Source organism: Nocardioides sp. NPDC057772, assembly GCF_042798075.1.
Classification (GTDB): Bacteria; Actinomycetota; Actinomycetes; order Propionibacteriales; family Nocardioidaceae; genus Nocardioides.
In genome coordinates, this window is sequence record NZ_JBHVKN010000030.1 from 1 (window position 1) to 13205 (window position 13205).

Annotated in this window: 13 protein-coding genes; 1 reads left to right on the top strand and 12 read right to left on the bottom strand. The window is 67.3% G+C overall.

The annotated features are described in order from the left end of the window. The 12 genes from ACFVJS_RS07915 to ACFVJS_RS07970 form a co-directional block, all read right to left on the bottom strand. A partial coding sequence (locus ACFVJS_RS07915) for an ATP-binding cassette domain-containing protein (RefSeq protein WP_378878376.1) occupies positions 1-320 on the bottom strand: 320 nt, incomplete at its 3' end. Positions 321-352: 32 nt separating this feature from the next. After that, positions 353-937: a hypothetical protein gene (locus ACFVJS_RS07920; protein ID WP_008362682.1), complete on the bottom strand. Its 585-nt coding sequence runs from the start codon at positions 935-937 to the stop codon at positions 353-355. Further along, the gene (locus ACFVJS_RS07925; protein WP_008362685.1) at positions 934-1419 is read right to left on the bottom strand and encodes a hypothetical protein; all 486 of its coding nucleotides are present in this window, start codon (positions 1417-1419) and stop codon (positions 934-936) included. Before ACFVJS_RS07925 ends, ACFVJS_RS07920 begins: the two co-directional genes overlap by 4 nt. 2 nt (positions 1420-1421) lie before the next feature. After that, complete coding sequence (locus ACFVJS_RS07930) at positions 1422-2726, bottom strand: MCE family protein (RefSeq protein WP_008362687.1); 1305 nt, start codon at positions 2724-2726, stop codon at positions 1422-1424. Continuing rightward, entirely contained in the window at positions 2726-3868 is a 1143-nt protein-coding gene (locus ACFVJS_RS07935; RefSeq protein ID WP_008362689.1) for an MCE family protein, read from the bottom strand. The genes ACFVJS_RS07930 and ACFVJS_RS07935 overlap by 1 nt, the downstream gene beginning before the upstream one ends. Beyond that, on the bottom strand, positions 3865-5097 hold the full coding sequence (locus tag ACFVJS_RS07940) for an MCE family protein (RefSeq protein WP_008362691.1): 1233 nt from the start codon (positions 5095-5097) through the stop codon (positions 3865-3867). The genes ACFVJS_RS07935 and ACFVJS_RS07940 overlap by 4 nt, the downstream gene beginning before the upstream one ends. Next, on the bottom strand, positions 5094-6083 hold the full coding sequence (locus ACFVJS_RS07945; protein ID WP_008362692.1) for an MCE family protein: 990 nt from the start codon (positions 6081-6083) through the stop codon (positions 5094-5096). Before ACFVJS_RS07945 ends, ACFVJS_RS07940 begins: the two co-directional genes overlap by 4 nt. Then, positions 6080-7111: an MCE family protein gene (locus tag ACFVJS_RS07950; RefSeq protein ID WP_008362693.1), complete on the bottom strand. Its 1032-nt coding sequence runs from the start codon at positions 7109-7111 to the stop codon at positions 6080-6082. The genes ACFVJS_RS07945 and ACFVJS_RS07950 overlap by 4 nt, the downstream gene beginning before the upstream one ends. Next, positions 7108-8283, bottom strand: coding sequence for an MCE family protein (locus ACFVJS_RS07955; RefSeq protein WP_008362694.1), 1176 nt, complete (start codon positions 8281-8283; stop codon positions 7108-7110). The genes ACFVJS_RS07950 and ACFVJS_RS07955 overlap by 4 nt, the downstream gene beginning before the upstream one ends. 6 nt (positions 8284-8289) lie before the next feature. Next, positions 8290-9093 (bottom strand): ABC transporter permease, encoded by an 804-nt coding sequence (locus ACFVJS_RS07960; RefSeq protein ID WP_008362695.1) that lies wholly within the window; start codon positions 9091-9093, stop codon positions 8290-8292. 1 nt (position 9094) lies between these two features. Then, entirely contained in the window at positions 9095-9901 is an 807-nt protein-coding gene (locus ACFVJS_RS07965) for an ABC transporter permease (protein WP_141782921.1), read from the bottom strand. 44 nt (positions 9902-9945) lie between these two features. Further along, positions 9946-11700, bottom strand: coding sequence for a GMC family oxidoreductase (locus ACFVJS_RS07970; RefSeq protein WP_008362697.1), 1755 nt, complete (start codon positions 11698-11700; stop codon positions 9946-9948). A 256-nt stretch (positions 11701-11956) separates the two neighbouring features. On the opposite strand from ACFVJS_RS07970, the gene ACFVJS_RS07975 reads away from it, so the two are divergent. After that, positions 11957-13198, top strand: a complete 1242-nt coding sequence (locus ACFVJS_RS07975; RefSeq protein WP_008362698.1) for a CdaR family transcriptional regulator — start codon at positions 11957-11959, stop codon at positions 13196-13198. Positions 13199-13205: the final 7 nt, after the last annotated feature.

The window sequence follows — 13205 nt, forward strand, 5'->3', positions numbered from 1 at the left end:
CGAAGGGGGAACGCGACGTTGTCGAACAGGTCCATCGAACCGAACATGGCGCCGTCCTGGAACAGCACGCCGAACAGCTTGCGGACCTCGTAGAGGTCTCGCTCCGAACAGCTGGCGATGTCGACGCCCTCGATGACCACCGAGCCCGTGTCGGGCTTGATCAGACCGATCAGCGTCTTCAGGAGCACGGACTTACCCGTGCCGGACGGGCCGAGCATCACGCTGATCTCGCCCGCAGGCAGCGTCAGCGTGACATCCTTCCAGATGAGCTGCTTACCAAAGCTCTTGGTCAGCCCTTCGATCTTTACGTCTACACCCATACCAATGCCTCCACTCGCGGGTTGTCGTCCGGTCAGCGGGGCGTGAGCCCAGCCACCTTCCAGCCGTTGCCGACCCTTTGCATCTTCACCTCGACGCGCGATGCACTGACGCTGGGCTCGGCTCCAGGCGCGATCGTGGTCTGCGTGATGAAGACCAGGACCGTGACCCGCGGCCCGGCGACCTCGACGACGCCTGCCCCGGAGAGGGTCGCCTTCGTGGAGATCTGTTTCTGGGTCGCTGCCTTGGCGACAGGGCCTTCGAGCAGCTTGGTGTAGTCGGTGCGAAACCGGCCGGTGGTCTGGTTCTTGGACCGGTCGAGGTCTGCTTCGAGCGTGCGGTGGTCGTAGCTCAGCAGGACGGGCACCCGGCTCTTGGCCGTGGCGAGCGCATCGGTTCGGTCCCGAGCGCGGTCCGAGGCGTGACCGGCGAGCGCGGCGAAGGTTATCGCCGCGGCCAGTCCGACGATCACGAGCAGCACGACCGCCCAGCGCAGCAGTCTTCCCCCCAGGTCGAGCCGGAGCCGACCGGATTCGGGCGGTCGCGACTTGTCCACGTGCTCGTCCACCTCGGTCTCTTCTGAGAGGGCTGTTGGCATCTCGGTCTCATCGATGGTCACGGGATGAACTCCAGTCCGGATACGAGCCAGCGGCCCTCGACGTTCCGCATCTCGACCTTGACCCGGTAGTCACGTTGCTGTGGTGCCTTCGTGCCCGAGTTCGACACCGTGCCGGTCGCCGCGATGTACACCGTCGCCTGCTCGTCGGTCGAGCGCGCCACACCGGCCGAGACGACCTCGCCCTCGGCGTCGACCTTGTTGGCCTTCAGCGCCTTCTGCAGCGCACTTGCCTGCTGCTTCAGGTCGCTGCGGAAGGAGGCGGTCGCGCCGTCGAGAAGGGACTCGAAGGCCGCCTCCGAGTCCTCTGCGCTGACCGAGATCAGTCGGGTGACCTCGGTGGAAGCCGCCGAGACGGCCGCCGCTCGCTGATGCTCCGCGCTTACGTCCTCGCGCCAGGACCAAGCGCGCTGCCCGGCGAACACGAGCAGCCCGATGCCTAGCACCAGCAGGAGCACGAAGGTCCTTGTGGAGAGTCTGGACATCGTCACCACAGCCCGACCGGCTCGAGGAACAACTGCTTCCAGGAGTTGTCCTCAGATGCGTCCGTCGTCCCCGTCGACGACGGCTCACCTGCCGGAGCCTTTGGCGCGTTCGGATCGTCGCCCTCGGGCCAGCGCCCCTTGCCGAACTCCAGCCCGCACGAGGAGGGTAGATGGCCCCGCGCGCTGGAATTCGGACACGGCTGGTTGCGAGCGCCCCGCACCGAAGACGGGTCGCTGGGCGCGGTCTCGCAGTGCGCGAGCGGGTCGACCTTGCGTACGTTCTCTTCGGACGGGCTGCGTCGATCGTCGGTGGACAGGTATCCCGTCGTGCATGACGGTGGATTGTTGACGCCTGCGCGTAGGTCCAGCTTCACGTCGCCCTCCTTCGCCCGCGGATTGACCGTCTGTTGAAGTCGTCCGATCGTGGCGGGGTACACGACCAGGGTCTGCTGAAGCTGCGGAAGATAGGTGTTGAGCACCTCGCCGTTGACCATCAAGTTGTCCAAGAGCATCGGCAGCGTGGTCTGGAGGTCATCAACTGTCGCGGCGGTGCTGTCCAGACCCGTACGCCCGTCGCGGAGCAGCGAGCGCAGGTCGGCGTCGTTCGCCGCGAGCTCCTTGGTGAGCGCGCGGAGCGACGACATCGACGACACGGTCTGCGGCGCCATCTCCTGCTGGGTGGCGAGCACCGGCTCCAGGGCGCGGATCAGCTCGGTCGTCGAGGTGACCTCCTGCTGGGCTGTGTCCAAGAGCGTGCTGGATTCCTCGATCAGCCGGCCGACGTCCTCGCTGCTCGACCCGAGGCCGGTGTCGACCTGATCCAGTACGTTGCGTGTCTGTCGCTGCGGCACGGACTCAAGCAGGTGGTTGACGGCATCCAGGACGGGCGCGATCTGGGGCATGTCGACGGTGCGTGAAGTTGGTAGCACGTCCCCGGCGCTCAAGGCCGCCTTGGTGGTCGACGGCGAGACCAGGGAGACGTACTGCTCCCCCACCGCGGAGGTGCTGTGGAGCTCAGCGTCAACGTTGCCGGGGATCCTGGTGCCATCATCGAGACGAAGAGTGGCGACGGCTGCTCGCGGGGTCACCTCAAGGTCGGTCACCTGCCCGACCTTGACGCCCCGATAGGTGACCAGGGCGCTCTCGTAGAGCCCGCTGGCATCTTTGAACTCGGCGGTGACCTGGTAGACCCCGATGCCGAGCATCGCCGGGACTCTCGCATAGGTGAAGACCATCAGCCCGAGCGCGAGAGCCGTCAGGCAGGCGAAGACGCCCAACTGCCGCTTCACCAGTCTCGTCAGCAGCATCAGCAGCCCCCCAGGTTCGCCATCAGGCAGCCGCTGTCGTCGGACGTGCTCGGGATGGGTGTCGACGTGGGGGCGGCGCCAACGGGAGGCAGGCCGGTCGGCCCGAATCCGGTGAGCCAGGTTTCGGTGAGGCTCGAGCCGCGGAGGTCGAGCGTCGCGAAGAGGTTGGCGTAGTCGCCACGCAGCGCGTTGGTCGTGGTCATCGCGGGGAACGGGATGGTCAGAGCGAGCTTGAGCGCCTCGGGGATGGAGTCGCCGACCTTGCCGAGGCTGGTCAGGATGGGCCGCAGGGCGTCCAGGTTCGTGAGGAGAGCCGTACGGCTGGCCCGGATGACCTTGGTCGCCCGATCTCCGGTCTCGCCGGTCCGGGTGACAGCGCGGACGAGGCTCTCCCGCTCCTCCTCGAGCGCACGCAGCCCCGGAGCGATATCGTCGATCGCGTTCGCCAGGACCGTCCGGTCCTTAGCGAGGCCGGCGGAGAGCCGGTCGAGCGCCTCGAGCGCCTGCACGATCTCACTCTTGTTATCGTCGAGCACCGCGAGCAACTCGTTGGTCCGTCGCACCAGGTTGCGGGTGTCGGGGACCCGGTCGTCCAGCGCGGTCGCCAGCTCGGAGGTGATGGTCTCGATCTGCGACAACCCGCCGTTGTTGAGCAGTAGCGCCACCGCGCCGAGGACCTGCTCGGTGGCCGGGTAGGTACCGGTCTGGGTGACCGGAACCCGGGCGCCGTGCTGCAGTATCTCGGTCCGCTCCGCCGCTGCCGCGATGCTGTCGGCGCTGCTCGGTGTCGGGGCTGGCCCGGGCGCGCTGACGTCGATGTACTGGGCGCCGAGCAGGGTCTTCTGTCCGATCGCGAAGGTGGCATCGGCCGGGACGCGGGCAGATTTCATCAGCCGGAGCCGGACCTTTGCCTGCCAGTCCGAGACGCTGATGCCGGCGACGGTGCCGATGACGACGTTGTCCATCTGCACGGCGGAGTTCGGCACCAGGTTCGCGACCTCGTCGAAGGTGACGGTGACGGTGTAGCCGTCCCCGCCGACGCCGGGCTGGCCGGGAAGTGTGTGATCGTTCGGCTGGAGGCTCGTGCAGCCGGTCAGGCCGACCACGATTGCGGCCATGGTGGCCAGGATCTGTGTCTTCATCGGTCGCCTCCGAGGTCGGTGCCGAGCAGGCCGGGCAAGAGGGGTTGTACCCCGTCGAGGCCCGAGCCCAGGTCAGGGAGCGGTGTCGGCGGTCGCCCCGGGTCGGCCGGTGGGTCCATCTCTGGCTGCCCCGTGCCTGGCCCCGTCGCGCCTGGCCCGGTCGTGCCTTGCTGGGCGGTCTTGATCAGGTCGACAAGCGGCGCGAGCGCATCACGGCACTGCTGTGCCGTGCCGCCGGCACCGAGCACGGCGCCGCAGACGAGCTGGGCGGCGTCGTTGAGCCCGGTCAGTGAGGCCCGGCCGGTGATTGCCTGCTTGTCGATGACGTTGAAGAGATCGATCAAGGCCGTCGGAGCCATGTGCAGGATCGCCGCCAGCTGGTTGGATCGGTCCGCGAGGGCAGCGCTGAGCAGGTTCAGGTCGCGTACGGAGTTCTTGATCCTGCCGCGGTTGTCGTGGGTGAGCTCACCCGTCGCCACCAGTGCCGCGGAGAGCTCCTCGATCGCCTTGGTGAGCTCGCGCCGGTTGGCGGCCAACACCGCGGAGACCTCGCTGAGCTGCTCGGTGAACCCGGCCACGGCGGCATCGTTGACAGCGAGGTTCTTGGTGAAGCTGTTCAGGTTGGAGACGGTCGTGAACATGTCGGCGCGCCCGTCCGAGAGGGTCGCGGTGGCGCTGCGGAGCCCCTCAACTGCCTCGCTCAGTTGCTCGGCGTTGCCGTTGCGGAGGTTGGCGTCCAGGGTCTCGATGGCGGTCCGGAGCGGCTGCTTGCCGGAGCCATCGGGAGCGAGCGCGGTGGCGAGGTCGGTGAGCTGCTTCTTGACCTCGTCGAACGAGACCGGCACCGCGGTGCGGTCCAGCTGGATCTGGCCACCGTCGGGCATCGCCGGGCCGTCGGTGTAGGCCGGTGAGAGCTGGACGAACCGTCCGCTGACCAGGCTCGGGGAGACGATCGCGGCGTTGGCCTCGGCCGGAATCCGCTGCCCGCCCTCGACCTCGATCCTCACATGTACGCCGTCGTCTTGCGGATCGACCTCGGTGACCCGGCCGACGGCGACGCCGAGGACCTTGACGTCGTCGCCCTCGTAGAGCCCGTCGGCGTTGCTGAAGACCGCGGTCAGCACCGTCGAGCGGGTGTCCTTGACCGTGTAGTAGCCGCCCGTGGCGAGGAGCAGTAGCGCGAGCCCGATCAGGACACGGCGCAGCAGGAGACTGGAGGAGTTGGTCATTTCACGACCCCCGAGACGATCGGCACCAGCGTGCCTGGCGAGGTGAGGTTCTGGATGTACGCGTCGAACCACGGTCCGGTCGAGATGGCCTCCCCGAACCCGGTGACGTACCCGCGTAGGCCGGTGATGGCGTCCTGGAGAGCCGCCTTGTTCCGGTTGAGCAGAGTGACCACCGCATCGAGCTGGTCCAGTGCCGGGCCGAGGGTGGCCCGGTTGTCGTCGACGAGTCCACGCAGCTGCGTGGAGAGGTCCTGCACGCTGCTAAGCAGGCTCACTACGACGGCCTGGCGAGCGTTGAGCTGCTGGAGCAGCGACTGTCCGGAGACAAGTAGGGTCTCGATCTGCTCGTTGCGACTGGCGAGGACGCCCGAGACCCGTGAGGCGCGGGCGAGCAGGGCGCGAAGTTGGTCGTCGTTCTGTTCGACGGCGGCGGTGAGCTCAGTGACACCTCGCAGAGCGGGCCCGACGTCGTCGTGGGTTCCGCTCAGAGCCGCGCTGGCCTGGTCGAGCGCGCCGGCCAGCTGTGCCTTGTCGATGTCCGCCGTGGTCGTCGTCAGTTCGTTCAGCGTGGCGGTGAGGTTGTAGGGCGAGGACGTCCGGGAGGTCGGGATCGTGTCACCGGCACTCAGCCGCCCGCTGCCGGAGGGGACGAGCTCGACGGCGGCCCGGCCGAGGAGCGTGACCGTGATGATGCGTGCCTCGGTCTTGCCGCCGAGGTCGACATCACCTTCGGTGACGACCAAGTCGGCGACGACCTCGTCGCCATCGAGACGGACGTCACGAACCTTGCCCACCTGGGCGCCGGAGACCATCACGGCATCTCCACCTTTGAGGCCACCGGCCTCGGTGAAGGCGGCGTGGATGATGTCACCGTTGCCCACGAGCGGGAGCTTGTTGTAGTTGAGGCTGGCGGTGACCACCAGGGCGATCGCCATGGTGCCGATCAGGCCTCGGGCGGCGTTCTGGGAGGGCGTACGGACGCTCATCGTTTGCACCTCTGCGTGTCGGACATGATCCAGGGAGTCGTGATGGTGGCCTCGGTCTGGATCCGGACCCCACACAGGAAGAAGTTGAAGTAGTTGCCGTACGAGGCGGTGTTCTGGATCGCCGCGTAGTGGTTCGGCAGCTTCTGCAGGACCTGCTGAAGAGTGGCCTGCTCCTGGTTGATGCCGTTCGCCGTCTTGGTGAGCTGAGTAAGGTCGGCCGCCAGGTCTTCCCTGCCCGCCTCGACCAGTGACGCCGCGTCACGGGCGAACCGGTCGGTCTGCGCCGCTGCATCGAGGATCTGGGTGTCCTGCTGCTCGAGACCGTCGAGAAGCTTGCTGAACTGGTCGATGAGCGCCTGGATGGTCTCGCGCTTGTCATCGAGGGTGCCGACGACAGTGTTGAGGTTGCGGATCACCTCCCCGATCAGCTCCTGGCGGTTCCCGAGCGTCGTGGTGAGCGAGGCCGCCCGCTGCACCAGCGTGGAGATGGCGGAGCTCTGCCCTTGGAGGATCTTGATCAGGTCACCGGAGAAGGCGTTGATCTGCGCCGGGGCAAGGCCCGCGAAGAGCGGCTTGAACCCGTTGAGCAGCAGGTCGAGGTCGAGGGCCGGCCTGGTCTGGGATATTGGGATGGTGTCGCCGGCCTTGATCGGTCTGGCGTCCGGGTCGGGCCGGCTGAGTTGGACGATCCGGTCGCCGATGAGGTTCCGGTACTGCACCGTGGCCTCGGTCGAGGCGTTGAGCTTCTGGTCCCGCGGGACGTCAAAGGAGACGCGCACGGTCGCGTCGCGCTGGACTGCCAGGGCCGTGACCTTGCCGACGTCCACGCCGGCGATCCGGACCGAGTCGCCCTTTTGGAGACCCGACACGTTGGCGAAGACGGCATCGTACGTAACCCGGTCGCCGGGGCGATGCGCGGCCGTCACCACACCGACCCAGTAGGTGAACAGCGCCGCGACCACCAAGAAGATTCCGAACTTGATCAGGTCGGAACGCTCCCGGCGCCGAAGTTTACTGTTGCTGGTCACTGTTTACCTCCTGCGGCGTTGGCGCCACCGGCCAGCAGGCCGAGCAGCGTGGTGAGCGTGTTCTCCTGGACCGTGGGCTGCTTGCCCGCGTAGGGGTTGGCGCCGGTTGCGAAGGTCGGCACCGCAGCCTGTGCCTCCTCCTCGGTGACGTACGGAAGCCCGTAGCACTCGGGAGACCTGGTGTCGCCGATCTTCGGCAGGTTGCGCTCGTACGTGTATGGATCGCGACCCGGGACGATGCGGGTGATCGTGGTGATTCCCGGATGTGTGCCGCCGACGGCGGCCTCGGCGAGCTTGTTGGCCGAGGCGAGGCCGAGGATCGTGCACGGGAGCTCCGGCGAGTAGCGCTCGACTACGTCAGCGACCGGGGCGGTCAGCTTCAACGTGGTGGTCAGCCGCCTACCCGAGCTGTCCAGCAGCTGGCTCGCGCTGTTGTCGAAGGAGTACAGGCTGACCTCGAAGGCGTGCAGCGACTTCTGCTGGGTGGTCAGGGTCCTGCTGGTCACCGCAGCCTTGTCGGCCAGGGCCACCAGGTCGGGCCGCGCGGTGTCGTAGGTCTGAGCGACGCTCGCGCCCGACCTGATGTCGCTGGTGAGGGTGCTCAGATAGGGGTTGAACGAGGTGAGGTAGCCGTTGGTCTGGGTGATCAGGAGCCCGATGTCCTCGCCGCGCTGGTCGACCGCCTGCGAGACGGCGGTGAGCGCGGCCGCGACCTCGGCAGGCTTGGCCGTGTCCAGTACCTGAGTGAGGTTCTCGAACGCCTCGTCGACCTCGACCGTGACCCGGTCGGCGTCGATCGTGGACCCGGCCTGGATCCGCTCGGCGCCCGGCTCACCGGGGTTGAGCTGGATGTACTTTGCTCCGAACGCTGTCGGCGGGACGATCTCGGCGGTGGTGTCGCTGGAGATCTGATTGAGCTCGTCCTGGTCGATTTCGAGCTGGATCGAGACCCCGTCGCCGGCGTCATGGTCGACCGAACCGACCCGGCCGATCACCACACCTCGGAGTTTGACCGCTGCCCCCGGGGCCAAAGTCAGACCGGCCCGGTCGGAGGAGACGGTGAGCGGGACGGTGGAGCGGAAGACGCCCTCATAGCTGGCGACGGTGCCGACGATCAGCGCGAGGATCAGCGCGATGAAGGTGAGGCCGTACGTGACGTGACGATCAACCATGCCCGATCACCCCGCGATGTGGACCGACGGACCGCCCCAGATGGCGATGCCGAAGATCAGGTCGACGAACATGATGGCGATGAGGGCCGACCGCACGGCGCGGCCGACGGCACGGCCGACGCCGGCGGGTCCGCCCGCGGCCTTGAATCCGTGGTAGCAGCACACCGAGACCACGACCAGCGCCATGATCGTGACCTTCAACATGGACAGGAACAGGTCGCCGGGGATCAGGAAGGTGTCGAAGTAGTGCTGGTAGGTACCCGGTGCCTCGTCGTAGCCGACGGTCACCACGAGCCGGGTCGCCAGCCAGCACATCATCACCGCGATGGCGTACAGCGGGATGACCGCGATGAGCCCGGCCATGATCCGGGTGGTGACCAGGTAGGGCACCGGCGGCACCGCCATCACCTCGAGCGCATCGATCTCTTCTGAGACCCGCATCGCGCCGATCTGGGCGGTGAAGCCCGCGCCGACGGTCGCGGTGAGCGCGATCCCGGCGATGATCGGAGCCACCTCGCGGGTGTTGAAGTACGCCGAGAAGAATCCCGACAGCGCGGAGACGCCGATGTTGTCGAAGGAGGTGTACGCCTGCAGGCCGACCTCGATGCCCGACGCCGCGGTGAGAAACCCGATCACGAGAACGGTCCCGCCGATCAGTGCCAAGGCCCCGGTTCCCATCGCGACCTCGGCCAGGAGCCGGACGACTTCCTTGCGGTAGCGGTGGAAGGCATGAGGGACGTGGGAGTAGGCGCGTGCATGGAAGGCGAGCTGCTCGCCGAGCTCGCGGAGTGCTGATGCGTTGACCGCCATCTCAGGCTCCCAACTTGAACTGGAGGAACAGGGTGCTGATCACGCTGTTGGCGGCGAACAGAAGCATGAACGCGAACACGACTGTCTGGTTCACCGCTTCCCCGACGCCCTTGGGGCCGCCCTTGGCGTTGAGGCCCAGGTAGCAGGCAGTCAACCCGGCCAGCAGTCCGAAGATCGCGGCTTTCGCCTCAGCTGCGATGAAGTCTGACAAGCCCACGAGAAGGGTGAGGTCGTTGAGGTAGAGCCCTGGGGTCGCGCCCTGCAGCACCACCGAGAAGAAGTAGCCGCCGACCAGGCCGACGACGGTCACCAGTCCGTTGAGGGCGATGCCCACCAGGGTCGAGGCGGCCACGCGCGGCACGACGAGCCGGTGGATCGGGTCGATCCCGAGCGTGGTCATCGCGTCGATCTCCTCGCGGATCTTGCGGGAGCCCAGGTCCGCGCAGATCGCGGTCGCCCCGGCACCGGCGACGACCAGGACGCTGACGATCGGACCGATCTCACGGACGACGGCGACGGCGGCCCCGGCCCCGGCGAGGTCGACCGCGCCGATCTCGATCAGGAGCTGGTTGACCTGGAAGATGATGACGACGCAGAACGGGATCGCGACCAGGAGCGCGGGCCAGAACGAGACGGTCGTGATGAACCAGGCCTGGGAGACGAACTCGCGGAACTGGAAGCTGTGCGTGAACCCCTTGCGGAAGACCGAGACGACGAAAGCGTAGAAGTCGCCGAAGGACGCCAGAGCCTTGAAGAGGGCGTTCGACTGGAGCGCCTCGGCGGCGATCCGCTGACGCTCGGGCGTCATGCCGCGGGGACCGGACGGCTCCATCCGGTCTGTCTGGGTGGCCGTCATGAAGCGGCCCGACCGTTGATCTCGACCACCGGAAGCCGCAACGCGGCCGGCGCCTCGGCCGGCACCATCGGCTGCTTCGGGCCGACCGGCGCGATCCGCTCGTATGCGGCACCGAGCGGCGGGCGCAGGTCGGTCTCGCCCTTGTTCGGCCACAAGGACATGGCGCGCTCGGCCTGCGCGGTGATGGTCAGGCTCGGGTTCACGCCGAGGTTGGCGGAGATCGTCGAGCCGTCGGTGATGTGCAGCCCAGGGTGGCCGTGGACGCGGTGGTAGGGGTCGACGACGCCGCTCTCGGCGCTGTCCCCGATGACGCAGCCACCAAGGAAGTGGGCCGTCATCGGGATGTTGAAGATCTCGCCGATGCTCGAGAACGGCCGGCCGTCGATCTTCTCGCTGATGCTGCGGATCGCCTGGTTGGCGACCGGGATCCAGGTCGGGTTCGGCTCGCCGTGGCCCTGCTTCGAGGACAGCCGCAGCGCCCCGCGACCGAAGCGCCGCTTCTTGCCGAAGACGGTGATCGAGTTGTCGCTGGTCTGCATGACCAAGGCGATGACCGTACGCTCCGCCCAGGTGCGGATCCCCAGGTAGTGACCGAGGAACTGGACGGGGTGGCGCAGGATCTGGCCGATCCACTTCAGCGCCCTGGGCACCCGGCCGCCGCCGTCGGTCATGACGGTGGTGAGCAACCCCATGAACCCGGAGCCGGCGCCGTAGCGCACCGGCTCGATGTGGGTGTGGTCGTTGGGGTGGATCGAGCTGGTGATGGCGACGCCGCGGTTGAGGTCGCCGTCGATCCGGGCTCCGGGCCGCATGCTCGCGGTGCACAGCGCTTCGGAGTTCGTGCGGGTCAGCTCACCGAGCCGGTCCGAGAGGCCGGGTAGGAGCCCGCGCTGCTTCATGGTGTGCAGCAGCTCCTGCGTACCCCAGGTGCCGGCAGCGATGATGACCTGGTCGGCCGTGATCGTGTGCGCGGTGCGGCGGCGCGAGCCGCCCGACTCGTGAACCGCGATGCGGTAGCCGCAGTCGTACGGGGTGATGCTGTCGACGGTGGTGAGCTCCCGCACCTCGGCACCACCCCGCTCGGCGAGATGGAGGTAGTTCTTCAGCAGCGTGTTCTTCGCGTTGTGCCGACATCCGGTCATGCACTCGCCGCACTCCAGACAACCGGTGCGGTCGGGGCCGACCCCGCCGAAGTACGGGTCGGCGACCGTTACGCCCGGCTCCAACGTGTCACCGCGACCGAAGAAGACCCCGACCGGCGCGGGACCGTAGGTGTCGGCCACGCCGAGCTCGGCGGCGACCTCGCCCATGATCTCGTCGGGCCGGGTGGTCGTCGGGTTGGGCCGGACCCCGAGCATGCGTTTTGCCTGGTCGTAGTAGGGAGCCAGCTCGTCGCGCCAGTCGGTGATGTGGGACCACTGAGCGTCGCGGTAGAACGCGTCCGAGCGCGGCTCGTAGAGCGTGTTCGCGTACACCAGCGACCCACCGCCCACGCCGGCGCCGGCCAGCACGACCACGTCGCGGAGGAGCCGGATGCGCTGGATCCCGAAGCAGCCGATCCGAGGCGCGAACAGGAACCTCCGGGCATCCCAGGAGGTCGCCGCGAAGTCCTCGTCGCGGAACCGGCGACCGGCCTCGAGCACCAGCACCCGGTAGCCCTTCTCGACCAGTCGCAGAGCGGCGACCGAGCCGCCGAAGCCGGAGCCGACCACGACGACGTCGTAGACCTGTTCAGGGCTCGATGCGTTCACCGGAACATCACTTTCAGTCCTTTGGAAACGTGTCACCCGTCACATGACTGGGCTTGCGAAGTTCAACACCGGGCTCGCGGAGACCTCTTGTAGGCAGCACCAAATATGGGCGCCCGGACTGTGCAACACGACAACCGCTCCATGCCTTTCCGCAAACTAGGCCGTGCCGCAGCACTGACGCGATCACGACGTGGCCGGGGTCACAAATTGGGCTAGCCTGGCAAGCCAGCGCTACCCAATCCGGGAGGGATTTCAGTTGTCCATCGATGCTCTTCCCGCCGATTTCGCCACCTGGCTCCCCCGGTTCGTCGCCGACGAATTGCGCCCGGAGATGGTCGAACGGTGGGTCACCCGGACCAGCAGCGCGATCCGGCGCGAGTTGCCCGAACTCGCCTCGGCGCCGGATTTTTTCGCGCTCCTGGAGGACGCCGTCAGGGAGCACTGGCTTGCTTTCCTAGCGGCCTTCGGCCAACCCGATTTCCACGCCCACCTGCCTAAAGCGGGCAGTCAATTGGCTCGTGAGGTCGCCGGCCGTCAACTGCCGCTGGAGCTTCTGATCAAGATGTACAGAGTGGCTCAGCAGGAGTCATGGCACTACGTCACCGGCGTCGTCAACGCACTGCCGACCGACCAGATCGACCATGCTGCGCTGCTCATTTTCTTCTGGGGCCGCGCGAGCTCATGGATCGACGGAGCGATCACAGACTCCACCGAGATCTTCCATGCCGAGAGTTCCCGCCGCACCAAGGGCGTGGCGGCGAGGCAGTACGAAGTCGTGAAGGCCCTCTTGGCTAACGAGCCCACCGACCCCCGGCGCGCCTCGGCCGCTCTGGGCGGCTATCCGATGTCGGTGAGGCACACCGCCTTGATCCTGGAGACCGCCGACGCTTATGCCATCGACGGGCTCGAACGTATCGTCCACGAGGTAGCGAGCCTACTCGGCGGGAGTAGTCCTCTTGTAGTCCACCCCGGCGGCCGTCAACTGTGGGCCTGGATCGGCACGCGTGACCAGCCGGATCTAGGCGGTCTCGAGAACCTCGCCCCCGACCTGGTGAGCATCAGCGCAGCACTGTACGCCGGCACACCCGCCCCCGGCCAGGCGGGGTTCGTCAGCAGCCACGATGATGCCCGACGCACCCTTGAGGCCGCCACGAGTGGCGGTGGATCAGCAGCTGTCATGCGCTACGAGCAGATCGAGCTCCTTGCGCTGCTCGGCTGCAGTCCCGAGGTCGACCGGTTCGTCGATCGTGTGCTGGGGCCGCTGGGTTCATCCGATGAGCCGACGGCACGGATACGCGAAACGGTTCTAGCCTTCCTGTCACACGGTGGAAGCGTGGAGGACACAGCCGAGGAACTCTGCGTGCACCGCAACACCATCCGGTATCGGCTTGGCCGGGCGGAGGATCTACTGGACCGGCCGGTAGCCAAGACCGGGGACGAGCTCCGGCTGGCGATCCAGCACCGGGAGCTGTTTCATTCACCTGACAACCTGGCCTGAGCCGCCG